General features: G+C 72.9%; 30 protein-coding genes. 22 read left to right on the top strand and 8 right to left on the bottom strand.

Translation table 11 applies throughout. The features are described from left to right. Nucleotides 1–12 precede the first annotated feature (12 nt). From folE to AB4Y76_RS08705, 6 genes are all read left to right on the top strand, one after another. Nucleotides 13–585 (top strand): GTP cyclohydrolase I FolE, encoded by a 573-nt coding sequence (folE, locus tag AB4Y76_RS08730; protein ID WP_441924388.1) that lies wholly within the window; start codon nucleotides 13–15, stop codon nucleotides 583–585. A gap of 75 nt (nucleotides 586–660) precedes the next feature. Beyond that, a complete protein-coding gene (gene folP, locus AB4Y76_RS08725) occupies nucleotides 661–1,524 on the top strand; it encodes a dihydropteroate synthase (RefSeq protein WP_441924386.1) in 864 nt (287 codons plus the stop codon). Further along, complete coding sequence (folB, locus tag AB4Y76_RS08720) at nucleotides 1,517–1,879, top strand: dihydroneopterin aldolase (RefSeq protein ID WP_441924214.1); 363 nt, start codon at nucleotides 1,517–1,519, stop codon at nucleotides 1,877–1,879. Before folP ends, folB begins: the two co-directional genes overlap by 8 nt. Then, nucleotides 1,876–2,451 carry a 2-amino-4-hydroxy-6-hydroxymethyldihydropteridine diphosphokinase gene (gene folK, locus AB4Y76_RS08715; RefSeq protein WP_441924212.1) on the top strand — a complete coding sequence of 192 codons (576 nt, stop codon included), beginning with the start codon at nucleotides 1,876–1,878 and terminating at the stop codon, nucleotides 2,449–2,451. Before folB ends, folK begins: the two co-directional genes overlap by 4 nt. Nucleotides 2,452–2,458: 7 nt before the next feature. Further along, the gene (locus AB4Y76_RS08710) at nucleotides 2,459–2,959 is read left to right on the top strand and encodes a DUF3180 domain-containing protein (protein ID WP_441924210.1); all 501 of its coding nucleotides are present in this window, start codon (nucleotides 2,459–2,461) and stop codon (nucleotides 2,957–2,959) included. Between the two features lie 20 nt (nucleotides 2,960–2,979). Then, entirely contained in the window at nucleotides 2,980–3,597 is a 618-nt protein-coding gene (locus tag AB4Y76_RS08705; protein ID WP_441924208.1) for a hypothetical protein, read from the top strand. Here AB4Y76_RS08705 and AB4Y76_RS08700 read toward each other — a convergent pair. Then, nucleotides 3,594–4,625, bottom strand: a complete 1,032-nt coding sequence (locus AB4Y76_RS08700; RefSeq protein ID WP_441924206.1) for an ABC transporter ATP-binding protein — start codon at nucleotides 4,623–4,625, stop codon at nucleotides 3,594–3,596. The two genes, AB4Y76_RS08705 and AB4Y76_RS08700, sit on opposite strands and share 4 nt — an antisense overlap. Here AB4Y76_RS08700 and AB4Y76_RS08695 point away from each other — a divergent pair. The 5 genes from AB4Y76_RS08695 (at nucleotide 4,616) to AB4Y76_RS08675 (ending at nucleotide 8,128) form a co-directional block, all read left to right on the top strand. Continuing rightward, entirely contained in the window at nucleotides 4,616–5,329 is a 714-nt protein-coding gene (locus tag AB4Y76_RS08695; protein WP_441924204.1) for an ABC transporter permease, read from the top strand. The two genes, AB4Y76_RS08700 and AB4Y76_RS08695, sit on opposite strands and share 10 nt — an antisense overlap. Continuing rightward, a complete protein-coding gene (locus tag AB4Y76_RS08690; RefSeq protein WP_441924202.1) occupies nucleotides 5,326–6,018 on the top strand; it encodes an ABC transporter permease in 693 nt (230 codons plus the stop codon). Before AB4Y76_RS08695 ends, AB4Y76_RS08690 begins: the two co-directional genes overlap by 4 nt. 144 nt (nucleotides 6,019–6,162) lie before the next feature. Further along, on the top strand, nucleotides 6,163–7,110 hold the full coding sequence (locus tag AB4Y76_RS08685) for an ABC transporter substrate-binding protein (RefSeq protein WP_441924200.1): 948 nt from the start codon (nucleotides 6,163–6,165) through the stop codon (nucleotides 7,108–7,110). 110 nt (nucleotides 7,111–7,220) lie between these two features. Then, nucleotides 7,221–7,793 carry a hypothetical protein gene (locus AB4Y76_RS08680; protein ID WP_441924198.1) on the top strand — a complete coding sequence of 191 codons (573 nt, stop codon included), beginning with the start codon at nucleotides 7,221–7,223 and terminating at the stop codon, nucleotides 7,791–7,793. After that, entirely contained in the window at nucleotides 7,793–8,128 is a 336-nt protein-coding gene (locus tag AB4Y76_RS08675; RefSeq protein WP_441924196.1) for a hypothetical protein, read from the top strand. The genes AB4Y76_RS08680 and AB4Y76_RS08675 overlap by 1 nt, the downstream gene beginning before the upstream one ends. 12 nt (nucleotides 8,129–8,140) lie before the next feature. Here the strand turns inward: AB4Y76_RS08675 and AB4Y76_RS08670 are convergent, their stop codons facing one another. Genes AB4Y76_RS08670 through pseB form a run of 4 tightly spaced genes read right to left on the bottom strand, consistent with a single transcriptional unit; the run spans nucleotide 8,141 to nucleotide 12,166 of the window. Further along, nucleotides 8,141–9,262, bottom strand: a complete 1,122-nt coding sequence (locus AB4Y76_RS08670; protein WP_441924194.1) for a hypothetical protein — start codon at nucleotides 9,260–9,262, stop codon at nucleotides 8,141–8,143. Continuing rightward, on the bottom strand, nucleotides 9,259–10,020 hold the full coding sequence (locus AB4Y76_RS08665; RefSeq protein ID WP_441924192.1) for a cytidylyltransferase domain-containing protein: 762 nt from the start codon (nucleotides 10,018–10,020) through the stop codon (nucleotides 9,259–9,261). Before AB4Y76_RS08665 ends, AB4Y76_RS08670 begins: the two co-directional genes overlap by 4 nt. Beyond that, nucleotides 10,020–11,144 carry a UDP-4-amino-4,6-dideoxy-N-acetyl-beta-L-altrosamine transaminase gene (pseC, locus tag AB4Y76_RS08660; protein ID WP_441924190.1) on the bottom strand — a complete coding sequence of 375 codons (1,125 nt, stop codon included), beginning with the start codon at nucleotides 11,142–11,144 and terminating at the stop codon, nucleotides 10,020–10,022. Before pseC ends, AB4Y76_RS08665 begins: the two co-directional genes overlap by 1 nt. A 17-nt stretch (nucleotides 11,145–11,161) precedes the next feature. Then, complete coding sequence (gene pseB / locus AB4Y76_RS08655) at nucleotides 11,162–12,166, bottom strand: UDP-N-acetylglucosamine 4,6-dehydratase (inverting) (RefSeq protein WP_441924188.1); 1,005 nt, start codon at nucleotides 12,164–12,166, stop codon at nucleotides 11,162–11,164. A 117-nt stretch (nucleotides 12,167–12,283) separates the two neighbouring features. Between pseB and AB4Y76_RS08650 the strand changes: the two genes are divergently transcribed. Further along, nucleotides 12,284–14,608, top strand: a complete 2,325-nt coding sequence (locus AB4Y76_RS08650; protein WP_441924186.1) for a glycosyltransferase — start codon at nucleotides 12,284–12,286, stop codon at nucleotides 14,606–14,608. On the opposite strand, the gene AB4Y76_RS08645 is transcribed toward AB4Y76_RS08650, so the two are convergent. Then, nucleotides 14,609–15,529, bottom strand: coding sequence for a class I SAM-dependent methyltransferase (locus AB4Y76_RS08645; protein ID WP_441924184.1), 921 nt, complete (start codon nucleotides 15,527–15,529; stop codon nucleotides 14,609–14,611). A 64-nt stretch (nucleotides 15,530–15,593) separates the two neighbouring features. On the opposite strand from AB4Y76_RS08645, the gene AB4Y76_RS08640 reads away from it, so the two are divergent. From AB4Y76_RS08640 to AB4Y76_RS08630, 3 genes are read left to right on the top strand one after another with little or no spacing between them, the layout of a single operon-like run. Beyond that, nucleotides 15,594–16,649, top strand: coding sequence for a PseG/SpsG family protein (locus AB4Y76_RS08640; RefSeq protein WP_441924182.1), 1,056 nt, complete (start codon nucleotides 15,594–15,596; stop codon nucleotides 16,647–16,649). A gap of 24 nt (nucleotides 16,650–16,673) precedes the next feature. Further along, nucleotides 16,674–17,516, top strand: coding sequence for a hypothetical protein (locus tag AB4Y76_RS08635; RefSeq protein ID WP_441924180.1), 843 nt, complete (start codon nucleotides 16,674–16,676; stop codon nucleotides 17,514–17,516). Next, nucleotides 17,513–19,366: a hypothetical protein gene (locus AB4Y76_RS08630; RefSeq protein ID WP_441924178.1), complete on the top strand. Its 1,854-nt coding sequence runs from the start codon at nucleotides 17,513–17,515 to the stop codon at nucleotides 19,364–19,366. The genes AB4Y76_RS08635 and AB4Y76_RS08630 overlap by 4 nt, the downstream gene beginning before the upstream one ends. Nucleotides 19,367–19,393: 27 nt before the next feature. On the opposite strand, the gene pseI is transcribed toward AB4Y76_RS08630, so the two are convergent. Then, a complete protein-coding gene (pseI, locus tag AB4Y76_RS08625; protein WP_441924176.1) occupies nucleotides 19,394–20,479 on the bottom strand; it encodes a pseudaminic acid synthase in 1,086 nt (361 codons plus the stop codon). Next, nucleotides 20,476–21,039: a GNAT family N-acetyltransferase gene (locus tag AB4Y76_RS08620; RefSeq protein WP_441924174.1), complete on the bottom strand. Its 564-nt coding sequence runs from the start codon at nucleotides 21,037–21,039 to the stop codon at nucleotides 20,476–20,478. Before AB4Y76_RS08620 ends, pseI begins: the two co-directional genes overlap by 4 nt. 57 nt (nucleotides 21,040–21,096) lie before the next feature. On the opposite strand from AB4Y76_RS08620, the gene AB4Y76_RS08615 reads away from it, so the two are divergent. The 7 genes from AB4Y76_RS08615 (at nucleotide 21,097) to panD (ending at nucleotide 26,127) form a co-directional block, all read left to right on the top strand. Next, complete coding sequence (locus AB4Y76_RS08615) at nucleotides 21,097–21,348, top strand: acyl carrier protein (RefSeq protein WP_441924172.1); 252 nt, start codon at nucleotides 21,097–21,099, stop codon at nucleotides 21,346–21,348. Then, the gene (locus tag AB4Y76_RS08610) at nucleotides 21,345–22,574 is read left to right on the top strand and encodes an AMP-binding protein (RefSeq protein WP_441924170.1); all 1,230 of its coding nucleotides are present in this window, start codon (nucleotides 21,345–21,347) and stop codon (nucleotides 22,572–22,574) included. The genes AB4Y76_RS08615 and AB4Y76_RS08610 overlap by 4 nt, the downstream gene beginning before the upstream one ends. Further along, complete coding sequence (locus AB4Y76_RS08605; protein WP_441924168.1) at nucleotides 22,567–23,337, top strand: SDR family NAD(P)-dependent oxidoreductase; 771 nt, start codon at nucleotides 22,567–22,569, stop codon at nucleotides 23,335–23,337. Before AB4Y76_RS08610 ends, AB4Y76_RS08605 begins: the two co-directional genes overlap by 8 nt. After that, on the top strand, nucleotides 23,321–23,680 hold the full coding sequence (locus AB4Y76_RS08600; protein ID WP_441924166.1) for a hypothetical protein: 360 nt from the start codon (nucleotides 23,321–23,323) through the stop codon (nucleotides 23,678–23,680). The genes AB4Y76_RS08605 and AB4Y76_RS08600 overlap by 17 nt, the downstream gene beginning before the upstream one ends. A 124-nt stretch (nucleotides 23,681–23,804) precedes the next feature. After that, the gene (locus AB4Y76_RS08595) at nucleotides 23,805–24,731 is read left to right on the top strand and encodes a Rossmann-like and DUF2520 domain-containing protein (protein ID WP_441924164.1); all 927 of its coding nucleotides are present in this window, start codon (nucleotides 23,805–23,807) and stop codon (nucleotides 24,729–24,731) included. Beyond that, nucleotides 24,728–25,708, top strand: a complete 981-nt coding sequence (panC, locus tag AB4Y76_RS08590) for a pantoate--beta-alanine ligase (RefSeq protein WP_441924162.1) — start codon at nucleotides 24,728–24,730, stop codon at nucleotides 25,706–25,708. Before AB4Y76_RS08595 ends, panC begins: the two co-directional genes overlap by 4 nt. Further along, entirely contained in the window at nucleotides 25,708–26,127 is a 420-nt protein-coding gene (panD, locus tag AB4Y76_RS08585; protein ID WP_441924160.1) for an aspartate 1-decarboxylase, read from the top strand. The genes panC and panD overlap by 1 nt, the downstream gene beginning before the upstream one ends.

Below are 26,127 nucleotides of genomic sequence, written 5' to 3'. Positions count from 1 at the left end.
TCCCTGGAGCCGATCGGGAAGTTCGACCACGACCGTGCCGAGGCCGCCGTCCGCGAGCTGCTGATCGCGATCGGGGAGGACCCGGAACGTGAGGGCCTGCAGGACACCCCGGCGCGGGTGGCGCGCGCGTACGCCGAGCTCACCGCGGGCCTGCGGATGCACGCCGAGGACGTCCTGACCACCACCTTCGACCTCGGTCACGACGAGATGGTGCTGGTCCGCGACATCGAGCTCTGGTCGATGTGCGAGCACCACCTGGTCCCGTTCACCGGGGTCGCGCACGTCGGCTACATCCCGGCCGAGTCCGGCAAGATCACCGGCCTCTCCAAGCTCGCCCGACTCGTCGACGTCTACGCCAAGCGCCCGCAGGTCCAGGAGCGGCTCACCACCCAGATCGCCGACTCGCTGATGGAGATCCTGGAGGCCCGCGGCGTGATCGTGGTGATCGAGGCCGAGCACCTCTGCATGACGATGCGCGGGGTCCGCAAGGCCGGCGCCCGCACCATCACCTCCGCGGTCCGCGGCATCATGCACAACGCCGCCACCCGCTCCGAGGCGATGGCTCTGATCAACGCGCACCGCTAGGCAGGGGAGCGCGTGCTCGCCGCGTTGACGCCCCGGCAGGTCGCGGGGCTCCCGTGCGTGGACCGTCCGCTCGTCATGGGCGTGGTCAACGTGACGCCGGACTCCTTCTCCGACGGTGGTGCCTACCTGGGCACCGGCCAGGCGGTCCAGCACGGCCTCGACCTGGTCGCCGAGGGCGCGGACCTGCTCGACATCGGCGGTGAGTCCACCCGCCCCGGCGCGACCCGCCCGCTCGTCTCCGAGGAGCTCGCCCGGGTGGTGCCGGTGATCGAGGCGCTCGCCGCGGAAGGCGCGGTGATCTCGGTCGACACGATGCGCGCCGAGGTGGCCGCCGCTGCGCTGGACGCGGGCGCGGTGCTGGTCAACGACGTCTCCGGCGGGCTCGCCGATCCGGGGATCCTCCGGGTCGTGGCCGAGCGCGGGGCGGCGTACGTGGCGATGCACTGGCGGGCGCACTCCGACGTGATGCAGCAGCGGGCGTCGTACGACGACGTGGTGCGGGAGGTGCACGACGAGCTCGCCGCCCGGATCGAGGCCGCGCTCGCCGCCGGCATCGACCCCGAGCGGCTGGCCGTGGACCCGGGCCTGGGCTTCGCGAAGACCGCCGACCACAACTGGGCGCTGCTGCGTCGCCTCGGCGAGCTCGACGACCTCGGGTTCCCGATCCTGGTCGGCTCCAGCCGCAAGTCGTTCCTCGGCGCCCTGCTCGCCGACCCTGCCGGGGAGCCCCGGCCGGTCCTGGACCGGGAGGACGCCAACACCGCGCTGACCACCCTCGCCGGGATGCTCGGCGTCTGGGCGGTCCGGGTCCACGAGGCCCGCGCGAGCGTGGACGCGCTCAAGGTGGTCGCGCGCTGGCGCGGCGAGGACCCCGGGAGCACGCGCGGTCGGGAATTGGGACCTTCCGGTGACCCCGGTAGGGTCGATCGGGATGAGTGACAAGCTGGCCGTGCGCGGCATCGAGATCTTCGCGCACCACGGAGTGTTCGACTTCGAGCGGCGCGACGGGCAGCTCTTCGTGATCGACCTGGTCCTCGACCTGGACACCGCGCCGGCGGCCGCCGGCGACGCCTTGGCCGCGACGGTCGACTACGGGACGCTCGTCACCGCGGTGAAGGCCGCGGTCGAGCAGGACCCGGTCGACCTGATCGAGACCCTGGCGCAGCGGATCGCCGACGTGTGCCTGGTCCACGACGCGGTCGACCAGGTGGAAGTGACCGTGCACAAGCCGCAGGCCCCCATCGAGGCGACGTTCTCGGACGTCGCCCTGACCATCTCCCGGAGGCGCACGTGACCGAGACCCCCAACCCCGCCGCGATCAGCGCCGACACGCTGACCGGCGAGATGCACCCGATCCGCCGCTCGGTGCTCTCGATCGGGTCCAACCTGGGCGAGCGCCTGGTGAATCTCCAGGGCGCCGTCGATTCGCTCGCCGACACCCCCGACGTCTGGGTCACCGGCGTCTCCTCGGTCTACGAGACCGCGCCGGTGGACGCCCCCGAGGGCTCCCAGGACTACCTCAACGCCGTCGTCACGATCGACACGACGCTGTCGGCGCACACGCTGCTCGACCGCGCGCTCGCGATCGAGGCGGCGTACGGGCGCGACCGCGGCGACGACGTCGGCACCAACGCGCCCCGGACCCTGGACGTCGACCTGATCGTGGTCGGCGACCGGCAGGCCGACGACGCGCACCTGAGGCTGCCGCACCCGCGCGCCGCGGAGCGCGCGTTCGTGCTGGTGCCGTGGTTCGAGCTGGAGCCGGATGCGTCGATCCCGGGGTACGGCGAGGTCGCCACCCTCCTGGAGAAGACCGGCACCGACGGCGTGAACCGGCGTGAGGACCTCACGCTCGACCTGCAGTGAACCTCGCGTGAGCCGCGAACCGGAGCCGCCCCGGCCCGACGAGGACGAGCCCGGGCCGGGCCCCGGGACGGTCTCGACCACCGGCCCCGGCCCGCTGGTCGTGATCGGCCTCGCCGGCGCGTTCCTCGGCTGGGCCGTCCGGGGCCAGGCGATCCGTTCCGGCCAGCCCTCGCTGGGCGTCTCCTGGCTCGCGATCGCCGTCGCCTGGTTCGTGGCCGCGGTCGTCGGCGGGATCGCCTACCTGACCTGGCGCACGGTGCACCGCCGGCACGGTCGGCTCCGCTCCGAGCAGGGGCTGGCCCGGCTCGTCCTCGGCAAGACCGTCGCCCGGCTCGGCGCCTTCGCGACCGGTGCGTTCCTGGGCATCGCGATCTCTTACCTCGGCGTCGCCGGCGAGAACGCCGACCGCACGATCCTGCGCGCGCTGGTCGCCGCGTCAGGGGCCGGTGTGGCGCTCGCCGCGGGCCTGCTGCTCGAGCACGCGTGTCGCGTCCCGGAAGGGGATTGACGCCGACCTACGCTGGCTCCATGGCAGCCTCCCGTTCCTCGTCCCGCCCGAAGTCCGGACGCACCTCGGCTCGCCGTCGCCAGCGCAGCGTGCGCGTCACCGTCGCGGTGGCGCTGCTCGCGGTGGCCACCGTCGCGGTGCTGCTCTCCCTGCCCACCCAGTCGCCGGCGCTGCTCAGCGTCAGCGCCGTCACCGCGATCGTGCTCGGCTGGGCCGCGCTCCGGATCGTCTGGACCGAGGTCCTGCAGTCGCGCCGCGAGAACGCGGCCGACCGCGCCGCGGCGGCGAACGCCTACCGCTCGCTGTTCACCGAGCGTGCCGCCGAGCACGCCGAGTTCACCACCGCCATGACCGAGCGGCTCGCCACCGCCACCCTCGCCGAGCGCGAGCTCCAGGGGGCACTGGTCAAGACCCAGGCCGACCTGGCCGCCGTCGTCGTCAGGGCCGAGGGTGCCGAGGCCGAGCTCGCCACCGCGCGTGCCCGCGTCGGCGAGCTCGAGGAGTCGATCGAGGTCCTGCGCGCGGAGGTCCTCTCCGGGATCTCGGTGGAGGACCTGGTCGCGTTCGACGAGAAGCTCGCCGAGACGGTGGCCCGGGCCGCCGGCAAGCACGCCGACGAGGTCGCCAAGCTCGCCTAGCTCTCGACCTGGTCCTGCTTCGACCGGACGTCGGCGCGCAGCATGGCGTGGATCCCGTTCGGGGTGAGCACGCCGAGGAAGCGGGCGCCGTCGGTCACCCCGAGCACGGGCTTGTCCTCGCGGAGCAGCAGGGCCATCGCCTCCTCCAGGGTGGCGCTCACGTCCACCGTGCCGGCGAGATCGCCCGCCGCCACGCCGTCCAGCGGTTCCAGCCGGGACGGGTCGATGCCGGTCACCGCGAGCCGTCGTACGCCGCGGGCCCGGCCGACGAACTCGGCGACGTAGTCGTCCGCCGGGGAGCCGAGCACCCGCGCCGGGACGTCGTACTGGGCGAGCCGGCCGCCGACGGCGAAGACGGCCACCCGGTCGCCCATCTTGACCGCCTCGTCGATGTCGTGGGTGACCATAACGACGGTCTTCCCGAGGTCGCGCTGCAGCCGCAGGAACTCGTCCTGCAGGCGGGCCCGGATGACCGGGTCGACGGCGCCGAAGGGCTCGTCCATGAGCAGCACCGGCGGGTCCGCCGCGAGCGCCCGGGCGACCCCGACCCGTTGGCGCTGGCCGCCGGAGAGCTGGTGCGGGTAGCGCTTGGCGAAGACGTCCGGCTCGAGCCCGACGAGCTCCATCAGCTCCAGCGCGCGGGCCCGGGAGCGCTTCCGGTCCCAGCCGAGCAGGCTGGGCACGGTGGCGACGTTGGTGACGATGTCCTGGTGGGGGAAGAGGCCGACCTGCTGGATCACGTACCCGATCCCGCGGCGCAGGCGCACCGGGTCGGTGCGGGTGACGTCCTCGCCGTCGAGCAGGATCCGGCCGGTGGTCGGCTCGATCAGCCGGTTGATCATCTTCAGGGTCGTGGACTTGCCGCAGCCGGACGGCCCGACCAGGCAGACCAGCTCGCCGGCGGGGACGTCGAGGTCGAGCTCCTGGACGGCCACGGTGCCGTCGTCGTACGTCTTGCCGACGCCCTCGAGCCGGATCATCGGCACCCCCGGGCTGGTCGATTCGCTAGGTTCGACCTGTGCTCCCATCGGTCGTCACCTCTCTGCTCCCGGGGGCGGACAACTGCCTGACGCGCAACGAGTGGATCTGCGGGCGGTACTACTCGACCCGGTCGGTGGAGCTGAGGGAAGCCCTCGTCCAGCACCTGTGGATCGTGCTCGCCTCGGTGGCGATCGGCCTGGTGATCGCGGTCCCGATGGCGCTGCTGGCCCGACGGTACCGGAGACTCGAAGGACTGATCGTCGGCGTGACCACGGCGATCTACACGATTCCGTCGCTGGCGCTGTTCTCGCTGCTGGTGCCGTTCACCGGGCTGGGGGTGCGGACCGTGCTGATCGGGCTCGCGCTCTACACGTTGACGATCCTGGTCCGCGGCATCCTCGACGGGCTGGCCTCGGTGCCGGCCGAGGTCCGCGAGTCCGCTGTCGGGATGGGCTACGGCCGCGGCCGGATGCTCTGGCGGGTCGAGATCCCGTTGGCGCTGCCGGGCATGATGGCCGCCCTCCGGGTCGTCACCGTCTCCGCGGTCGCACTCACCACGGTCGGGTCGATCCTCGACTACGGCGGGCTCGGCGACATGCTGATCTCCGACCTGACCTTCAAGTCCCAGGTGCTCGCCACCAGCGTGCTCTGCGTGCTGCTCGCGGTGACCCTGGACCTGCTCCTGGTCGGTGCCCAACGGCTGCTCACGCCGTGGGCGCGGACCGGTCGGCGGAAGCGGGTGGTCGCGTGACCCTGTTCTCCGACGTCCTTGCCTGGTTCGGCGACTCCGACCACTGGAACGGTCCGGACGGCGTCCCGGTGCTCTTCGTCCAGCACGTGCTGCTCACGGTCGTGGCGCTGGTGATGTCGGCGGTGGTCGGGCTGCCGCTGGCGGTCTGGCTCGGGCACCGCCACCGCGGCGGCACGCTCGCGGTGAACCTGACCAACATCGGCCGGGCGATCCCGATCGTGGCGCTGCTCTCGCTGCTCGCCCTGGGCGTCTTCGGCACCGACGAGTTCGGGCCGTTCGGTCGGTCCGGGGTCGCGACCCTGGTGACGCTGGCGCTGTTCGCGCTCCCACCGATCGTGACGAACACCTACACCGCGATGGTCACCGTCGACGCCGACGTGGTCGAGGCCGCCCGCGGCATGGGGATGAGCGGCCGCGACGTGGTCCGTCGCGTCGAGCTGCCGCTGGCGGCGCCGCTGATCGTCTCCGGGCTGCGGCTCGCCGTCGTCCAGGTGTGGGCGACCGCGACGATCGCGGCGATCGTCGCCGGGCCGGGCCTGGGCCGGATCATCGTGCACGGCTACGTCAGCTTCCAGACCGCGGAGGTGGTCGCGGGCTCGCTGATCGTGGCGCTGGTCGCGCTCGGGCTCGAGCTGGGCCTGACCGTGGTGCAGCGGGTCGTCGACCCGGTCCCGACAGGCGGACGGTGATCCGGACCACCCGGTAAGTCGCTCTGCCTTGTCGACACGATGGCCTAAAGTCCCTGGCGTGGGCCCACGCGTCCGGCGCCGCCGGGCAGCGGGCAGGCCTGCCGGACACGCGCAGCACCGCTGCGGGACACAGAAGGCGGAGACATGAAGAAGACCCTCGTACGGCGGCTCGGGATCGCGCTGGCCGCCACCTCCCTGGTACTCGGTGCCGCAGCCTGCGGGAGCGACGACAGCAACGGCTCGGATGCCAAGGCCGACGGCGGCTCGGTGACGATCGTCGGGCAGAAGTTCACCGAGGCCGACATCATGGCCGAGCTCTACAAGGGCCTCCTCGACGACGCCGGCTTCCAGGCCAGCGTCAAGGCTCTCGGTGGCCGCGACCTCTACCTCGACCCGCTCTCGAAGGGCGACGTGCAGGTCTCCACCGACTACCTGTCCTCGATGACCGAGGCGCTCAACCGCAAGGCGAACGGCGACGACGCGCCGAAGGTCGCCTCCCCGGACGCGACCGCGACGCTGGCCGAGCTCAACAAGCTCACCGCGAAGTACGGGATGACCGCGCTGCAGCCGGCCGAGGCGCAGGACGCGAACGCGTTCGCGGTGACGAAGAAGTTCGCCGACGACAACAGCCTGAAGACCCTCAGCGACCTCGGTGCGCTCGGCAAGGGCGTCAAGCTCGGCGGCGCCGAGGACTGCCCGCAGCGCCCCGACTGCCAGAAGGGCCTGGAGGGCACCTACGGGCTGAAGATCACCGGCTTCGAGCCGACCGGCTTCGGTACCGCGGAGACCAAGGACGACCTGGCCAAGGGCACCACCCAGCTGGGCGTGGTCGGCACCACCGACGCGACCCTCGACAAGCTCGGGCTGGTCATCCTCGACGACGACAAGCACCTCCAGAACGCCGAGAACCTGGTGCCGATCGTCAACACCGCCTGGCTGAAGGACCACCCGGAGGCCGAGAAGGCGCTGAACAAGCTCAGCACCGTGCTCACCACCGCGGACCTCACCGACCTGATCGGCCAGGTCGACAACGACCGGGAGAAGCCGGCCGACGTCGCGAAGGCCTACCTCCAGGACAAGGGCCTGATCTGACGGACACGACCACCGCGCCGGACCCTCGGCTGGCTCCCCTGCGGGAGCTGGCCGAGGGCTACGCGTCGTCCCTGCCGGTCCGCCGGGTGGCGGTGGTCGGCAACGCGCCGATGGAGCCTTCGGAGAGCCGAGCGGCCGCGATCGACGGCGCCGACCTGGTGATCCGGGTGAACTCGTTCGTCACCGACGCCCCCGGAGCCCCGCCGACCCAGGGGTCGCGCACCGACGTGGTCCTGTTCAGCCGGCTGGTCCCGGCGACGCCGTCCTTCTTCCACCGCTACCGCGAGCGGCTCTACGTGCTGCTCGAGCCGATGCGGATGTACGGCCGCCGCGAGATGTGGCCGCAGTCCTGGCCCGAGGACCTGGGCTTCGCGGTCGCCCGCAACGACGCCGTCGCCGTGCCGATCAACGAGGCCCTCGGCCTGCCCTGGCGCGAGGAGCAGCTGGCCCCGACGACGGGGACCACGGCGGCCTGGCTGGCGCTGCACCTCTTCCCCGAGGCCGAGGTGCTGCTGACCGGGATCTCGTTCGTCGACGACCCGCACCAGACCTCCTGGCAGCACCAGTGGGGAGACTCGGTGGGGGTCGGTCCCGAGCACCGGATCGCCGCTGAGGCAGGATTGCTCTCCGGCTGGCTCGCCTCGGGCCGGATGACCTTCCTCCCCCTCGTAGGAGACCGCTGATGTCCAGGATCGGATCGTTGCTCGACGCGCTGCGTGAGGTCCGGGTCCAGGGCCAGCGGATCGCGGACCTGGAGCGCGAGCTGCTGCGGCTCTCGCCGCAGGTCGCCGCGCTGGAGCAGCGCCTGGAGGACCTGCGCGCCCGGATCGACGACCCCGCCTGGGAGGCCGACGACGCCCAGCGCGCCGAGGCCCGCTCGCTGGTCGACGAGGTCCGCGCCGAGCACGCCCGCGTCCGCGCGCGGATCAGCGCGTCGACCGTCTTCGAGGAGCGCCTGCGGGTGCTGGAGCAGCGGGCCGGGATCGACTCGGCGACCGGACGACCGGTCGAGGGCTGACGCCCGGCAGGCTCAGGAACGTCGCCCGAAGAGCCCGCGGCGCGCGCCCGGGGTCTCCGCCGTGCGGTCGATGAGCACCTCGATCTCCTCCGGCGGCCGGAAGGTCAGCGGCAGGACGCGCTCGACCACGGCCATCACCTGGTCGGCGGGGATGCTCGCGAACTCGCCGATGTTGTACGGCTTCGGGCGCTCGGCGGCGACGATCGCCGGCCAGTCGAAGCCGGCGATCTCCGCGACGCGGCGGTTCTGGTCGGCGTACCTCTCGAGCAGGCGCTCGCGGAACTCCGGGGTCAGGTAGATCGCCGACTCGTCGTTCCAGCCGAGCGCGGTGGTGACCTGCACCAGCTCGCTGCGGACCAGGGCGATCCAGCGCATCCGGGCGGCGTGCCAGTTGCCGGCGCCGCGCAGCTGCTGGCGCAGCTTGGCCTGCCGGACCAGCGGGGTGAGCCGCTTCGCGGTCTCCACGGTGCGCCAGCCGGTGCCGATGTTGGTGTCCTCGGCGTTGCCCGGGTCGTGGACGATCCCGGCCGTCGCGCAGAAGTCCGCCACCGCGTCCCCGTCGAGCAGCTGCGAGCGGGCGAACGGCCGCAGCCGCAGGTCGACGCCGGGGATGCCGTCGAGGATCGACTCGGCGTAGCGGGCGTAGTCCAGCATCCCGAGGTCGATCGGGCTCCAGGTCCCGAACTCCTCGAACGGCTGCTGGATGATCTCGTGGAACTCCGGGCGCATCGTCACCAGGCGCTCGACGTAGAAGGCGTTGTAGAAGCCGGCCTGCTCGCGCAGGTAGTGGACCCAGCGGACCTGCACCCCGGCGGCCCGGGTCTTCTCGCCGATCACCCGGACTTGCTCGGGGGTGAGGGCGGAGAAGTGCTCGGAGGAGACCACGGTCGTGGTCGTGTCCCCGGCGACGATCTCGGCGATCAGCTCGTCCCAGCCGCCGCGGTCCGGGAGGAAGCCCTTGCCGCCGCGCAGCTGCGCGGTCAGGTTGCCGTGCTGGACCCCGAGCGACCGGCCGGTGCGCGGGTAGCGGGCGTCGCCGAGCGCACGCCGGTGGTCGGCCCGGGCCAGGTACAGCTGGATCGCGCTGGAGCCGGTCTTGTAGAGGCCGGAGTGGATGACGAGCGTCTTGGTCACTGGCCGAGCTTCTTCTGCTCGACGTGCGCGTTGAGGCCGGCCAGCTCCGGGTGCGCGTCGAGGACGGCGATGACGCCCTCGACGTCGAGCTCGGCCGCGCGGTGGTCCTCGATCAGTGCCCGGATCAGCCGGAGGTCGTCCTCGGTGTCCAGCGTGACCCGGTACGACGCCGCGTCCCGGCTGCTGCCGTCCGGCGTCCGGGCGAGGTTGCGCAACGTCATCCGGCCCGAGCCGTTGGCGTAGAGGTACGGCGTCACGTGCTCGCGCTGCGGCTGCTCGGTCGCGTTCCGGCCGGCGTCCAGGAGCGCCTCGGCGCTGAACACCTCGAGGTCGAAGCCGCGCGGGAAGGTGCGCTCCAGGCCGTTCGAGACGTAGGTCCACGGGTCCGCGGCGGCGGCGTACAGGTCGATCGCCCGGCGGACGAGCGCGCCGTCGATCAGCGGGCAGTCCGAGGTGACCCGGACGACGGTGTCGAGGCCGAACGCCTCGGCGCAGCCGGTGAACCGGGCGAGCACGTCCTCCTCGCTGCCCCGGTACACGCCCAGCCCGCGGGCCTCGGCGAGCGCGACGATCGGGTCGTCGGTCGCGTTGACGGTGGTGGCGACGTACACCTCCAGCCCGGCGGCGAGCAGCCGGTCGAGGTGGTGGTCGAGCAGGGTGCGGCCGCCGGCCTCGAGCAGGACCTTGCCCGGGAGCCGGGTGCTGGTCGTGCGGGCCTGGGTGATGACGCCCACCTTGCCGGGGCCGACCGCAGCCATCAGGCCAGGACCTCGACGAGGGTCTCGACGACCTGGTCGACCTGCGCGTCGGTGAGGTCGGGGTAGAGCGGCAGGGACAGCTCCTCGGCGTAGAACGCCTCGGCGTTCGGGCACATCCCGCGCTGGTAGCCCAGGTGGGCGTAGACCGGGTGCCAGTACACCGGGATGTAGTTCACCTGGACGCCGACGCCGCGCTCGCGCATCTTCTCGAACACCTCGCGGCGGCGGCCGTCGAGCACCCGGACCGGGTAGAGGTGCCAGGCCGGATCCACGTCGTCCCGCTGGACCGGGGTGCGCAGGCCGGCGACGTCGGCGAGCGCCGCGTTGTAGCGCGCGGTGATCTCGGTACGCCGCTGCTTGAACGCGGCCAGCCGGGCCAGCTGGGACAGGCCGAGCGCCGAGGCCACGTCGGTGAGCCGGTAGTTGATCCCGAACTCGTGCACCTCCTGGTGCCACGGCCCCTCGTCGGTGATCTCGAAGCGGTCCTTGTCGCGGACCAGGCCGATGAAGTGGAACTCGTGCGCCCGCTGCGCGAGCGTGTCGTCCTTGAACACCGCGGCGCCGCCCTCACCGGTGGTGAGGTTCTTGGTCGGGAAGAAGGAGAGCGTGGTGACGTCGGCCAGGTCGCCCACCGGACGGCCCCGGTAGGTGCCGCCGATCGAGTGGGCCGCGTCGTCCAGCGTGAGCGCGCCGACCCGGTCGGCGATCGGCTGGAGCGCGTCGTAGTCGGCCGGGTGGCCGGCGTAGTCGACTGCGGCGATCACCTTGGTGCGGTCGGTGACCACGGCCTCCACGGCCGCCGGGTCGAGCAGCGCGGTGTCCTCCTCGACGTCGGCGAAGACGACCTCGGCACCCAGGATGGACGCGCCCGAGGCGGTCGCGACGAACGTCATCGGCGTGGTGACGACCTGGTCGCCCGGGCCGACGCCGGCGGCGGCGTACGCCATGTGCAGCGCGGCCGTGCCCGAGGTGCAGGAAACGGCCCGGTGGCCGCCGGTGGCGGCGCTGATCGCGTCCTCGAACGCGGTCACCGTCGGCCCGGTGGTCAGCCAGTCACCGCGCAGGATCGCGGCGACCGCCTCGATGTCGTCGGAGGAGATCGACTGGCGACCGTAGGGGAGCATGCTGCCTTCCTGAGGGCTCAGATGCCCGACTCGAGGACCTCGCGGAGGTCCTCGACGCCCCACCAGATGTCGTTCTTGTCCGAGGCGCAGTGGAAGCCCTCGGGGACCGGCGTCGCGTCCTGGATCGGCCGGTAGCCCCACTGCGGGGTCTCCGGCTCGATCACGTAGTACTTGCCGTCCTGGATCATGACCGCGCGGCGGCCCTCCTCCGGGCTGATCATCTCCTCGTGCAGCTTCTCGCCCGGCCGCAGGCCGATGTCGATGAACTCCGCGCCCGGAGCGACCGCGTGCGCCAGGTCGACGACCTTGTGCGACGGGATGTGCGGGACCAGGAGCTCGCCGCCCTGCATCAGCGCGAAGGTGTCCACGACCATCTCGACGGCCTGGGGGAGCGTGATCAGGAAGCGGGTGCAGCGCAGGTCGGTGATCGGCAGCTTCTCGCCGGCGGCGTGCATCGCGCGCCACTTCGGGATGATCGAGCCGCGCGAGCCGGTCACGTTGCCGTAGCGGACGACCGCGAACCGGGTCGGGTACGACGCCGCGTAGTTGTTGCCCAGGATGAAGATCTTGTCGGCGGTCAGCTTGGTGGCGCCGTACAGGTTGATCGGGCTGGAGGCCTTGTCGGTGGAGAGCGCGACGACCTTCTTCACGCCGGCGTCGATCGCGGCCTCGACGACGTTCTGGGAGCCGAGCACGTTCGTCTTCACGAACTCGAACGGGTTGTACTCGCCGGTGTCGACCTGCTTCAGCGCCGCCGCGTGCACCACGTAGTCGACGCCGTGCATCGCCCGGAAGAGGCGCTGCTGGTCGCGGACGTCACCGATGAACCAGCGCAGCCGCGGGTCGTCGTCGAACATCGCACGGACCTCGAACTGCTTCAGCTCGTCGCGCGAGAACACGATCAGCCGCTTGGGGTCGAGGTTCTTCAGGGCGTACTCGATGAACGCCTTGCCGAAGGAACCGGTCCCGCCGGTCACCAGGATGCTGGATCCCTTGAGCAGTGATCCTTCGATTGGGGACACGTCCTGTCAGCCTTCCGTTGGCGTGGTGAGCGCGTGGTGCAGGCGTGAGGATACCCTGCCGGGAGGCTTGTCCCGCCGCGCCGAGCCAGCCCTGCCACTCCGAGAGAGAGGTGGCTCGTGCCACTGCTCAGCGTGATCGTGCCGTTCTACAACGTCGCGGACTACGTCGAGGCGTGCTTGGAATCACTCCGGCGTCAGACGCTGCGCGATCTCGAGGTCGTGCTGGTCGACGACGGCTCGCAGGACGGCACCCGGGCCGTCGCCGAGCGCTTCTGCGACGCGGATCCGCGGTTCCGGCTGGTCACCCAGGAGAACCAGGGCCTCGGCCCCGCGCGCAACACCGGCACGGCGGTGGCGACCGGCGAGTTCCTGACCTACGTCGACAGCGACGACGTGGTCCACCCGACGGCGTACGAGCGGCTGACGTCGACCCTGCGGGAGAGCGGTTCCCGGTTCGCGAGCTGCAGCGCGGGCCGGTTCAACAACCTCGGCGTCAGCTCTTCGTTCGTGCACGGGATCGCGATCACCGGGACCCGGACCCGCACGCACATCACCGAGCGCCCGGAGCTCGTGCTCGACCGGATGGCGTGGAACAAGGTCTACCGCCGCGACTTCTGGGACGAGCAGGGCTACGCGTTCCCGGCGATGCTGATGGAGGACTTCCCGGTCAGCATCGCCGCGCACACGAGCGCCGACGCCGTCGACGTCCTCGACGAGGTCCTCTACTTCTGGCGCGAGCGCGACGGCGGCGAGCCCTCGATCACCCAGCGCAGCGCGGAGATCGGCAACCTCACCGACCGCTACACCTCGGCGATGATGGTCCTCGACGTCGCCGAGCCCCGGACCCCCGCGTCACTGCCGTTGCTGCGCGAGCACTTCCTGGAGATCGACGTCACCGCGATCGTGGCCGCGCTGACCGTCAACGCCCCGGAGACCTACCCGGAGATCGTCGGGATGGCCCAACGGCTCGACGCCCGCCTGGGCGGCCAGGCGGCGGGCGCCCGGCTGGCGCCGTTCCACCGGGTCCAGTCCGCGATGGTCGACGCCGGTGACGCGGACGCGCTGCGCGACCTGCACGCCTGGGCGCACCACTACGGCCGGTCGGCCGCGGTCCGCCGCCACGGCCGGTTCCGCAGGCGCTACCACGAGCGGCTGCCGCACTTCGGCGACAGCCGGTTCGGGCTGGAGCCGTACGAGGTGACCGGCGGCGAGGTCCGGCTCGTGGCGGAGGTCGAGGACGCGGTCTGGGACGGCGACGTCCTGCAGGCGAGCATCCTGGTCGACACCCCGATCGAGCTCGGCCCGAAGTCGCGGATCTCGCTCTGGCTGGAGTCCAAGGACGGCCGGCTCGAGTGCCCGGTACGGCGCGTGGCCCGGCACGTCCCCTTCGGTGGCGAGGACCTGGTCGAGGTGCAGACCTCGGTCGACCTGCGGGCCCTGGCCGCCGCGGCCGGCGACAAGCAGGGCTTCTGGGCCTTCCGGATGCGGGTGCGCTCCGCGGACCTCGACGTCGAGCTCGCCGTCGCCGAGACGTCCACCGGGCGGGCGCGGTACGTCGCGCAGCGGACGATGCCGGACCGTCCGGAAACCGTCGTCCAGCCGTACCGCGGCGCCGACGGGTACGGGATCGCGGTCCGGCGTCCGCGCGTCCTCGTCGAGTCGGTCGCGCCGACCGCGGACTCGCTGGTGCTCGCCGGGACCCTGCGGGCGGACGAGATCGGGCCGGCGCCGGTACTGCAGCTGACGGGTCGCCGCGGCGAGGACCTGGCCTTCCCGGCGGCGGTCGAGCCGACCGGGGCGGAGGGCGTGTTCGCCTGGCGCGCCGAGGTCCCGATCGCGGCGGTCACCGACACCCCGGACTACCTGACGCCGCTCTCGTCCCAGATCGCCGTCGACGCCCGCCTCGACCTCGGCCCGGTACGCCGCTGGGTCACCCCCGGCGCCGGTTTCGCCGCCACCCCGGCGGTGGCCGGCTTCCGGACCGTCGCCGCGACCCGGAGCATGTTCGGCAACCTGCAGCTGCTGGACGGCCGGACGGCCCCGGTAGTCGACACGATCACCTGGACCGCGGACACGGTGCTCCGCTTCGAGGGCACCTGGGGCGGCCCGCAGGCGCTGCCGGACCACGTGGTCGTGGAGCACTTCGAGCACCCGGCCGAGCGGACCGGCACCCGGGTCGCGCTGGTGCACGAGGGCGGCCGCTACCGGTTCGACGTCGACGTGGCGGAGCTGGTCGGGCTCCAGCGCGAGCTGCGCGACCCGTTCGAGGGCCGGGAGCCGCAGCCGTGGCACCTGGTCCTGCCGTTCGCCGACCACCTGGCCCCGCAGGTCTACGACCGCTTCGCGGTGCCCTCGTTCCCGGCGCCGCGGACCGTGGCCGGCTACCGCGTCGGCGTCCAGCTCGTCCGCAACGACATCCTCCGCCTCGGCATCACCGGCTGATCAGCCGCGCCGGCGCAGCGCCCGCAGCGGTGCGGTGAGCGCGGCGCCCAGCCGGTAGGAGCGCGACGCCTCGAGCGCATCGGCTCGCTCCCGCTGCCGGCGCAGCCGCCGCCGGGCCTGGGCCAGCGCCTGCTCCTTGCGGTCCAGCTTCGCGACCAGCTGCTGCTCCCGGGTCGGGCCGGTGGCGACGTAGCTGCACCGGATCAGCTCGTGACCGGCGACGGACTGGACCTCCGACCAGAGCCGCTCGTCGCCGTCGAGGTGCGCGCGCAGCTCCGCCCTCACCGCGGCCGGTTCGCCCCAGGTGCCGTACAGCTTGGACGGCGTGACGCAGATCGGGTTGAGGCCGTCGTTCAGCACGGCCCCCCACACGGCCGCCGACACCCCCGGCGTGTGCTCGGAGCGGTAGTCGTCGAAGACGACGATCCCGTCGGGGGCCAGCAGCGAGCGCGCGGCGGCGGTGTCGCCGACGACGTGCTCGTAGAGGTGCGAGGCGTCGATGTGCACGAACCGTGCGCTGCCCGCGTCGACGTGCTCGGTGACCGCGGACGACAGCGCGGTGTGCACGGCCGGGAGCACCGGGTGGAAGCGCAGGTAGTTCTCCTCGAAGCCCTCGCGGGTGAGCGTCGAGTAGGAGGAGTCGTTCTCGCTGGCGTTCGCGACGTCGCTCGCCTCGGCGCCGAACAGGTCGACCACGGTGAAGACCTCCCCGTCGCCGACGTAGTCGCCGATCACGATGGCGCTCTTGCCCAGGTAGGCGCCGAGCTCGACGAGGTCGCCCCGGATCCCCGCCTCCCGCTGCCGGCTCAGGAACCAGCGGAACAGGTGCTGGTCGACCGGCAGGAACCAGCCGGGCACCACGGCGAGGTCCTCGGTGCTGTCCAGCAGGGCGTGGTGCTCGCTGCTCATGGTCTCGCTCACCTGTCGGCCCCTGACTCCGTTCGGGTTGGGGAGCAGGATAGCCGGGGGCACTAGATTGTCGGCCGTGACCAGTCCCGCTCCGGCCCGAGCGCGTCAGGCGGCGGCCGTGTTCCGCTGCGACGCCGGGCCGGCCGTCGGGATCGGGCACGTGATGCGGTGCCTGGCGCTGGCCGAGGAGTTCGCGGGCCGCGGCCACCGGGTCGTCTTCGTCGCCGACCTGGCGAGCGTGCCGTGGGCCGCCGACCAGGTCGCCCGCCGCGGTTTCGAGGCCACCGCCCCGACCCCCGACGACGAGGTCGCCGGCCTGCTCGCGCTCGACCCCGCCCTGGTGGTCCTCGACTCCTACCTGCTGCCCGCCGCCGTCTACGACGGTGTCCGGGAGGCGGGTGTCCCGACGCTCGCGCTCGTCGACGGCGACCCGGCCGGCGGCCGCCCGGCCGACGTGTGGCTGGACCAGAACATCGGCGCGGAGGAGGACCCCTGGCCGGTGCCCGCCGGGACGACCCGGCTCGCCGGTCTCGGGTACGCGCTGATGCGCGCCGACCTGCGGGCCGCGCGGCCGGAGCACCCGGCCAGGACCGAAGGGCCGGTGCCCCGGGTCCTCGCCTTCTTCGGTGGCACCGACCCTTTCGGCGCCGCGCCCCGGGTCGCCGCGGCCGCGCTGCGGACGGGCCTCCCCTTCGACGCGACGGTGGTCGCGGCCCGGCCCGGGATCGCCGAGGAGTGCCGCGCGCTGACGACCGGCCCGGGTCAGCGCCTCGACGTCGTCGGCCCGACCGACGACCTGGCGCGCGAGGTCCGTGCCGCCGACGTCGTGCTGAGTGCGGCCGGGTCCTCGAGCTGGGAGCTGCTCTGCCTCGGCGCCGCCACCGGCCTGGTCTGCGTCGCGGACAACCAGGCCACGTCGTACGAGCGGGCGGTGGCGGCCGGGCTGGTCGTCGGCCTCGGGTATCTTGAGGCGCTCACGTCGGACACCGGTACCGCGTTCGCCTCGCTCCTCGGCTCGGCCGCGCTCCGCGCGGAGCTCCGCGAGCGGGGGTGGCGGACCGTGGACGGTCGCGGGCGCGAGCGCGTCGCAGACGCGTGCGCCCCGCTGCTCGCCCGTCGCCGGCAGGACTGAGGCTGCACCACTGAGGAGGGGCGGATGCACACCGCGAACCACTACTACGGGCATGCCCACCTCTTCGCCGACTACGTCGGGATCCCGTTCCCGGTGATGCTCGACGGCTACCTCCAGCACGGCTGGAACCTGCACGACGGCTTCGCGGTCGGCACCCACTTCGTCCCCGGGACGAAGCTGTTCGTCTGGTCGGACTCGGTGATGCGCCGCGGCTGGGCGATGGGTCGCCGCAACTACCACGTGATCGGCTCCGCCTGGGCCTACCTGCTGGAGATGGAGCGCACCGCGCCGCGGATCCCGCCGCCGGCGAAGCGCGAGGGCACGATCTTCTACCCGTTCCACGGCTGGGAGGGGCAGGAGGTCGCGGGCGACCACGCCGCGATGCTGCGCCGGCTCCAGGAGGTCGAGACCGGCCCGATCACGGTCTGCCTGTACTGGGTGGAGCACCGCAACGCCGCCATCCGCGAGGTGTACGAGAGCGCCGGCTGCCGGGTGATCACGCACGGCATGCGCGGCTTCGGCTACAAGGGCACCGACCCGGACTTCCTGCGCAAGCAGCTCGCCGAGCTCCGGGCCCACGAGCGGGTCGTCTCGAACCGTCTCGGCTCGGCGATCCTGTACGGCGCCTCGGTCGGCTGCGAGGTCGGCGTGTACGGCGACCCGATGGTGCTCGAGAACGAGGACCCGGTCTACGGCGGCATCGAGCGGCAGCTGCGCAACTGGCCGGAGCTGCACCAGGAGTTCGTGCCGCGTGACGTCGTCGGCGCGATCGCGGAGGCCGAGCTGGGCCTGCGCCACGTGCGCGAGCCCGCTGAGATCATGGACCTGTTCTGCTGGACCCGACCCGGCGCGGAGGGCGACCTATGACGACATCCACCGAGGGGATCACCCTGCTCGGCTCGGAGATGCTGACCTGGTCCGACGCCGACGGGGCCGTCGGCGCCTTCGGCGGGCTCCTCGCCCCGCGGCTGCTGCACGGCTTCGGCGGTCGCCGCGAGCGCGCGCTCGTGGCCGGTCCGACGACGGCCGACGTGGTTCGCGACGTCGCCGCGCACTTCGGCGCCACCGACGTGCTGGTCCGGTCGTGGCCGGACGCGCAACGGCTCCGGGAGGAGCTGCCGGACGCGATCGGCGTGCTCTGCGGACCGCTGGACCGGCTGGCCGGCAGGGGTGCGTCGTACGACGCCGTGGTCGCGGTCGCCGGTACCGACCGGCTGCACTCGGCCGAGGAGGAGACGCCGACCGCGGACGCGGTCCTCGCCGACCTGGTCGCCCTGCTGACGGCGGACGGAGAGCTGTTCGTCGGGGTCGGCAACGCCGTCGGCGTGGACCGGCTGCTCGCGGCCGGCGACGAGAGCCGGCACAGCGACGCGGACTGGCCGGACGGGCACGTCGTGGACCGGCCGACCCTCGACGCCGGCGCGGTCGCCGCCCTCCTCCAGGAGCGGCACGGGTTGACGTCGGTGGAGACGTGGTGCTGCCACGGCCGCCGCAGCGACCCGCTGGTCGCCGCGTCCGCCACGACGCTGACCGACGGCCGGACCGACGAGGTCGTGATCCGCGAGGTGACCGCCGCCTACGACGTGGACGACCCCGCGGCGCTGCCGCTCAAGGACCCGCACCGCACCGTCCACGACCTGGTGGTGGCCGGCCTCGGAGCCGCGGTCGCACCGCTGACCGTGCTGCACCTGCGGCGCGGCGCAGCGTCCGAGCCGGACCCCGGCGCGGGCACCGTCCTGGTCCAGGAGCCCGGCCACGACGGCGCCCCGGCGATCGGCTACCGGCTGACCCGCCGCGACGGCGCCTGGGAGCGGGAGCTCCTCGGTGAGGCCGGCGTGGTCACGGTCGCGCCGGGACTGGTCCGCGACACGGCCGCGCTCGCCGGACCGGTCCCCGAGGGACCGACGCTCGCGGCCGCCCTGGAGGCCTGCTGCGCGGCGCACGACGCCTCCGCCGCCGGCGTCCTGGTCCGGCGGCTGCGCGACTGGCTCGGCGCCGCGCCGGACGCGGACGTCCCCGTCGACCGGGTCGCGCTGCTGCCGCGCACGCTGGTGCTCTCCGGCGACGACCTGGTCCCGCTGGACCCGTCCTGGCGCGCCGAGACCCCCGCCCCCCGGGACGTGGTCCTGCTGCGCGGGCTGCTCGACGTCTCCGCCGCCCTGCTCGCACGCGGGGTCCGGCACCCGTGGTCGCCGGGGGCCTCGCCCTGGGTGCTGGCCTCGGCGCTGGCGACCGCGGCCGGGATCGAGGACGTGGCAGCGCTCCGCGACCCGGCCCTCGCGCTGGAAGCCCGGCTCCGCCCGGCGGGGACGGCGCCGGACTACGACGCCCCGGCGTCGACCGGCCGGCTCTCGTACGCCGAGCTGGCCGAGGCCGCCGAGGTGCTGGCGGTCCGGGCCGCCGACGCCGACGAGCACGTCCTGTGGCTGCTGCGCCGGCTCCAGGGCCGGCAGCGCGCGCTGCGCAAGACCCGCGGTCAGCTCAACGCGCTCAACACCTCGCGCGAGGTGCGGGTCGGCCGCAAGATCTTCTGGGTGCGCGACAAGCTCCGCCGCCGGCGGCTGGCCCAGGAGGCCGCCGCCGAGGGCCCCGTCGGCGAGTGGAAGGACCGCAACCCCGACGCGCCCGTGGAGCCGCTCGAGGTCGAGAAGAGCCTGCTGCCGCCCGGCTACAGGGTGCAGCCTGAGGTGACGGTCATCCCCGACGAGCCGATCTGAGCGTCGCCAGGTGCCGCGGATGACGGCTCAGAGCAGATCCAGGGACATGGGCGTGCCCTTCTGCACATCCGCTCTGAAGACACGGCCCTCGATCTCGCGGAACGAGTCCGGCGGCAGGCCGTCTGCCGGGCGCACCGACCGGACGTTGTCCGGACCGACGACCTCGCCGGCCTTCACGTCGCGGGTGACGAAGAGCGAGCGCCGGAAGCGAAGGCCCTCGGCCTCGATCTGCTTGGGTCCGACCCGTGCCTCGCCCATCGCCTGCCAGGCGATCTTCGTCTCCGCGACCAGCGAGGCGAACTCGCCCGGGTCCAGCGAGAAGTCGGCGTCGACGCCACCGTCGGCGCGGTCCAGGGTCAGGTGCTTCTCGATCACGGTCGCCCCGAGCGCCACCGCGGCGACCGAGGCACCGATCCCCAGGGTGTGGTCGGAGAGCCCGATCTGGGCGTCGAGACCGTCGCGCAGCACCGGGATGCCGCGCAGGTTCGACGCCTCCGGCGGCGCCGGGTACGACGCGGTGCAGGACAGCACGATCACGTCCGCGTTGCCGGTCTCCCGGGCCGCCCGGAGCGACGCGTCGATCTCGCCCAGGGTCGCGGTCCCGGTCGAGATGATCGTCGGCAGGCCGGTCCCGGCGATCGCCCGGGTCAGCGGAAGGTCGGTGATCTCGCTGGACGCCTGCTTCATCAGGGGCACCCCGAGTCCGACGAGGAAGTCCACCGCGGTCGGGTCGAACGGCGCGCTGAACGCGATCAGGCCCAGGTCGTTGGCCATCGAGAAGATCGGCTCGTGCCACTCCCACGGCGTGTGCGCCTCGGTGTAGAGGTCGTAGAGCCGGCGGTTGGGCCAGAGCGGGTGGTCGGCGCTGAGCCGGAACCGGGGCGAGTCGACGTCGAGGGTGATCGTGTCCGCGGTGTAAGTCTGGATCTTCACCGCGTGCGCGCCGGTCTCCGCGGCGGCGCGCACGATGTCGAGCGCGCGCTCCAGGTCCCCGTTGTGGTTGCCGGACATCTCCGCGATCACGAACGGCTCGTGGTCCGGGCCGATCTGCACCGGACCGCGGGGTCCGGCCACGGTGATGGTGCGCTTGCTCTGGGGCTGCTCGGTCGTCACTGCTGACCTTCCTCGGTCGTCTTCTTCTGTGCAGATTTCTGTCCAGACTTCTGGGCGCCCCGCCGGTTCTCGCGCAGCAGGGTGATCGGCAGGAAGACCCGGCCGTCGGAGTGGGTGACCGGCTCGCCCTCGGTGAACCGGAACCGCCGGTTCATCACCCGGACGGCCTCGTTGTCCTGGCTCACCTCGCCGGTGAGGACGTCCAGGCCGAGCTCGTCGAAGGCGAAGTTCGTGGCGTCCTTCATCACCTGTATCCAGGCGGTCATCGCGATGCCCTCGGCGGTGGCGGTCTCGTGGTCGAGGAAGAACCCCCAGGCGCCGCTGCGCTCGCCGGCCGGGGCGTCCAGCTCGAGGTCGAAGTAGTTGACGACGCCGAGCGGGCGGTCGTCGTAGGTGAAGACCAGCACGCGCTTGCCGGGGTCCTGCTGGACCCGCTCCCACCAGGCCAGGTGCTCCTCGAGCGCGATCTCGTGCTGCTGCAGACTGACCTCGCGGTTCGCCGGCTGGTTGCGCCACTCGCGCATCACCAGGACGTCGGCCTCGGCGGCGGGACGCAGCATCCTTGCTCCTCGGGCACGGTTCGAACGGGTGGACGGGCCAACGGTAGTCTCCTCGCCATGAGTGCTGTGTCCCGCGAGCAGTTGCGCGCCCTGATGGGCGAGGTCCTCTCCACCCAGGGGAAGACCCTTCCTGACGACGACGCCGCGCTGCTGAGCGACATCGGCTTCCGCTCGCTGGACTTCAGCGAGCTCGCGCTGCGGGTCGAGGACGAGATCGACGACGAGCTCAACTTCGACGCCGCCGGGCTGCGCCAGATCAACACCGTCGGCGACGTGCTCGACCTGCTCACCGAGATCCAGGGCCAGTGACCGCCGCGGCCTCCTTCCCGGGGATCGGCAACCGCCTGATCGACGTCGGCACCGGCGTCAGCACGACCTGGGCCGAGCTGTCCGACGTGAAGATCCCGGCGCCGGCCGCGGTCGTCGTCGGATCGTCGTTCGAGGCCATGCCGTGGGTCCGCGCGCACGCCGAGACCGGAGCCGAGTTCCTCGTGGTCGCCGCCGGCCGGATGGAGCAGAACCTCCGCGCCGACCTGCGCGCCTCCGGCTTCGCGATCGTCGACCCCGACGGGACCGTCGAGGAGGCGTCCGCGCCGCGGGCCGCCGAGGACGGCCGGCTCTGGCTGCTCACCTCCGGCTCGACCGGACGGCCCAAGCAGATCGGGCACACCCTCGCGTCGCTGACCACGGTCTCCGGCGACATGGCGCCGCGCACCTGGCTCTGCCCGTACTCGCCCGGCACCTACGCCTGGTGGCAGGTCGTCACCCTCGGCCTCGGGTCGCCGGGCCAGGACCTCGTCGTCGTCGACCCCTCCGACCTGGACTCCTGGGTCGCCGCGGCGGCCGAGCACGGCGTCACCGCCGCCTCCGGGACGCCGACCTTCTGGCGCCAGACGATGATGGCGCACAAGGACCGGCTGGCCGAGGTGCCGCTGCAGCAGATCAGCCTCGGCGGCGAGCCCGTCGACCAGGCCGTGCTCGACCAGCTCCGCGCGTTCTTCCCGGCTGCCCGGATCTCCTGGATCTACGCCTCCTCCGAGGTCGGCGCGTCGATCGTCGTCCACGACGGCCGCGCCGGGTTCCCGGTGGAGTGGCTCGGTCGCGAGGCCGAGGGCCGCCCGCGGATCGACGTCGACGGCGACGAGCTCGTGATCGCCTCCCCGCACCACGGCGCCGGGCTCGACGGCGCGGTCCGGACCGGCGACGCGGTCGTGATCCAGGACGGCCGCGTGCTGATCACCGGCCGGCTGAACAGCGACGAGATCAACGTCGGCGGCGCGAAGGTGTCCGCGGGCGTCGTACGGGGCGTGCTGACCAGCCACCCCGACGTGGCCTGGGCGCACGTGCGCGGCCGCAAGTCGCCCCTGGTCGGCAGCCTGGTCGTCGCCGAGGTCGTGCTGAGCAGCCCCAACGACGAGATCGTGGAGGAGCTCAAGACCTGGAGCGCCGAGCGGCTCCCGGAGTACGGCGTCCCGCGGATGATCAAGGTGCTGGACGCGATCCCGCAGAAGGAGACGCTGAAGAGCGATGTCTAGCGAGCAGATTCCCGCCCCCGGCGGGCCGGAAGCGGTCCCCGCCGCCACCGTCGTCCTGATCTCCGGCGCCTCCCGCGGCCTCGGCCTGGCGATGGTCACCGACCTGCTGGAACGCGGCGTCAAGGTCGCCGCGTTCGCCCGCACGGTCACCCCCGAGCTCGACGCTCTGGCCGAGAAGTACCCGGACGCCAGCCACTTCGGGTCGGTCGACATCACCGACGACAAGGCCTGCCAGGCGTTCGTCAAGGAGGTCGAGGCGAAGCTCGGCGTCGTCGACGCGCTGATCAACAACGCCGCGATCGGCCAGGACTCGTTGCACGTGCACACACCGGCCGACGAGATCACCCGGATCATCGACACCAACCTGACCGCTCCGCTGGTGCTCACCCGGTTCTGGGTGCGGCGGCTGCTCGGCAAGGGCCGACGTGGCCGGCTGGTCAACATCACCTCGATCTGCGGGCAGCGTGGCTACCCGGGCCTGGTGGCCTACTCGGCGACGAAGGCCGGCCTGGACGGCGCCACCCGGTCGCTGGCGCGCGAGCTCTCCGGACGGGTGATCGCCAACTCGGTGGCGCCCGGCTTCTTCGCCTCCGAGATGTCGGCGGTGCTCGGCCAGACCCAGCTGGACGCGATCCTGCGGCGTACCCCCTCGGGCCGGATGACCACGCCCGAGGACGTGCTCCCGGTGGTGCGGATGCTGCTGCTGGAGGACACCAACATCAACGGGCAGGCGATCGTGATCGACGGTGCCGGCTCCATCTGAGCCCGGGACCGGGCCCGGACCGGACGTCCGGGTCGGGACCGCGGCCGAGGTCGCGGACGCCGTCACGCGCTCCCACCTGGCCGACGGCCGCGCCGTCGGCTGGTACGGCGACCCCGGCTGCGTGATCGACGCCGAGCTCACCGGCCAGCCGGTCCCGCCGGCGCTCGCCGCCCGGTACGGCCGGGAGGACTTCTGGGGGCGCTGGACGCGGTGCGAGTGCGCCGCCAAGGCGGCCGACGTCCCGATCTCGCTCTGGCTCGCCGAGCACGGCCTCGACCCGGGCCCGTACGCGCCGGTCACGCTCACCCTGGACGGCATCACCGTGTCCGTGCTCGCTCGGTGAAGCCCTTGTGATCCAGCCCACGTGGCCGATGGGGTTACCCCGGCTCGCGTCGCGACGTACTCTTTGGGCGTCATTGAGTAGTGCGGTACCCGCCCGGGACTGCAACGAAAGGCGATGAGTCCAGATGACCCGTATCGGGGTTGTGGGCGCCGGCAGGGTCGGCGCCGTCCTGTCCGCTGCGCTGCGCGCTGCCGGTCACGAGATCGCGGCTGCGGCCGGTGAGTCCACCGCGTCCCGGACCCGGATCGCCGAGCTGCTGCCCGGTGTCCCGGTGATGAAGCCGACCGACGTGGCCCGCAGCTGCGACCTGCTGCTGCTCACCGTTCCCGACGACATGCTCGAGAACGTGGTGGTGTCGCTGGTCGGCGCCGGGGTGATCCGCGAGGGCCAGTACGTCTGCCACACCTCGGGCCGCCACGGTCTGGCCGTGCTGACCGCGGCCGCCGAGGTCGGCGCCCGGCCGCTCGCGATGCACCCGGCGATGACGTTCACCGGCACCGACGTCGACCTCGACCGGCTCGCCGGCACCGTCTTCGGCATCACCGCCCGGCCGGAGGACCGCGGCATCGCGGAGTCCCTGGTCTCCGACCTCGGCGGCGTCCCGATGTGGGTGCCCGAGGACAAGCGCACGCTGTACCACGCGGGTCTCGCGCACGGCGCCAACCACCTGGTCACCCTGGTCGCGCAGGCGATGGAGCTGCTCAGCGCCTCCGGTGCGGAGGACCCGGCCGCCACCCTGCGCCCGTTGCTCACCGCCGCCCTCGACAACGCGCTCACCTCCGGCGACGCCGCCCTGACCGGGCCGATCGTGCGCGGCGACGTGAACACCGTCCGGGCGCACCTCGAGGACATCGCCGAGACCGCGCCGGCCACCATCCCGTCGTACGTCGCGATGGCGAAGGCGACCGCCGACCGGGCGGTGCTCGACGGCCGGCTGCTGCCGATCCGGGCGGTCAAGATCGTGCGCCTGCTCGACGAGGCGCTGGCCGCCGTCGAGACGCCGCAGCTCGTCCGCCGCCGGAGCGAGCCGGGCCGGACCGAGCAGCGGTGAACGCCGTCCCGCTGCGCCCTCCTCTGGGCCCTCCTCTGGGCCCTCCTCTGGGCGCTCCTCTGGGCGCCGACACGCGCGCCGACCTCGCTGCTGCGCTGGCACCCCGCCGCGCAACGGGAGCCCGCGTGGGGTTCGTGCCCACGATGGGCGCGCTGCACGACGGGCACCTGGCGCTGATGCGCCGGGCCCGCGAGGAGGTCGGCCCGGACGGCGTCGTGGTCGTCTCCGTCTTCGTGAACCCGCTGCAGTTCGGCCCGCACGAGGACCTCGACCGCTACCCGCGGACCCTGGAGGCGGACCTCGAGGGCTGTGCCTCGGCCGGCGTCGACGTCGTCTTCACACCCTCGGTCGAGGAGGTGTACCCGCGCGGTGTCCCGCATGACGTCCCGCATGACGTCCCACATGACGTCCCGCACGACGCCTCGGCCGCGCAGGTCACCGTCGACCCCGGTCCGCTGGCCACCGTTCTCGAGGGCGCGTCCCGGCCGGGTCACTTCCGCGGCGTGCTCACCGTCGTCGCCAAGCTCTTCGGCCTGGTCCGCCCTGACGTCGCCGTCTTCGGGCAGAAGGACTTCCAGCAGCTCGCGCTGATCCGCCGGATGGCCGACGACCTCTGCCTGGGCATCGACGTGGTCGGCGCCGAGACGGTCCGCGAGGCCGACGGCCTGGCGCTGTCGAGCCGCAACCGGTACCTCGACGCCGACGAGCGCGCGCGGGCCGTGGTGCTCTCCCGGGCCCTGTTCGCGGCCCGGGACGACGCCGTCCGCGGTCGCGACGCGGCACTCGGCGCGGCCAGGGCGGTACTCCGCGCGACCCCCGGCGTCGACCTCGACTACCTCGAGGTCACCGCCCCCGACCTCGGACCGGCGCCCGAGGAGGGGCCCGCCCGGATGCTCATCGCCGCACGGGTGGGTTCCACCCGGCTGATCGACAACGTGCCCCTCCACCTGGGGCCCGAAGAAGGAGACCCCCGCTGATGCTGCGGACCATGATGAAGAGCAAGATCCACCGCGCCACGGTGACCCAGGCCGACCTGCACTACGTCGGCTCGGTGACCGTGGACGAGGACCTGCTCGACGCCGCCGACCTGCTCGCGGGCGAGCTCGTGCACATCGTCGACATCACCAACGGCGCCCGGCTGGAGACCTACACGATCGCCGGCGAGCGCGGCTCGGGGATCATCGGGATCAACGGCGCCGCCGCCCGGCTGGTCCACCCGGGGGACCTGGTCATCCTGATCGCCTACGGCCAGATGGAGACCGCCGAGGCGCGCGAGTACCAGCCGCACGTCGTCTTCGTCGACGCCGACAACCGGATCATCGGCACCGGTTCGGACCCGGCCGAGGCGCTCCCGGGCACCGGCCTCCTCCGCGGTGACCTCGTCGACGCTCGCTAG

Origin of the sequence: Marmoricola sp. RAF53 (assembly GCF_052114005.1) — a bacterium.
Taxonomy (GTDB): Bacteria; Actinomycetota; Actinomycetes; order Propionibacteriales; family Nocardioidaceae; genus Marmoricola.
The sequence above is the reverse complement of the archived record's forward strand: the minus strand, read 5'-3'. Positions and strand labels throughout refer to the sequence as shown.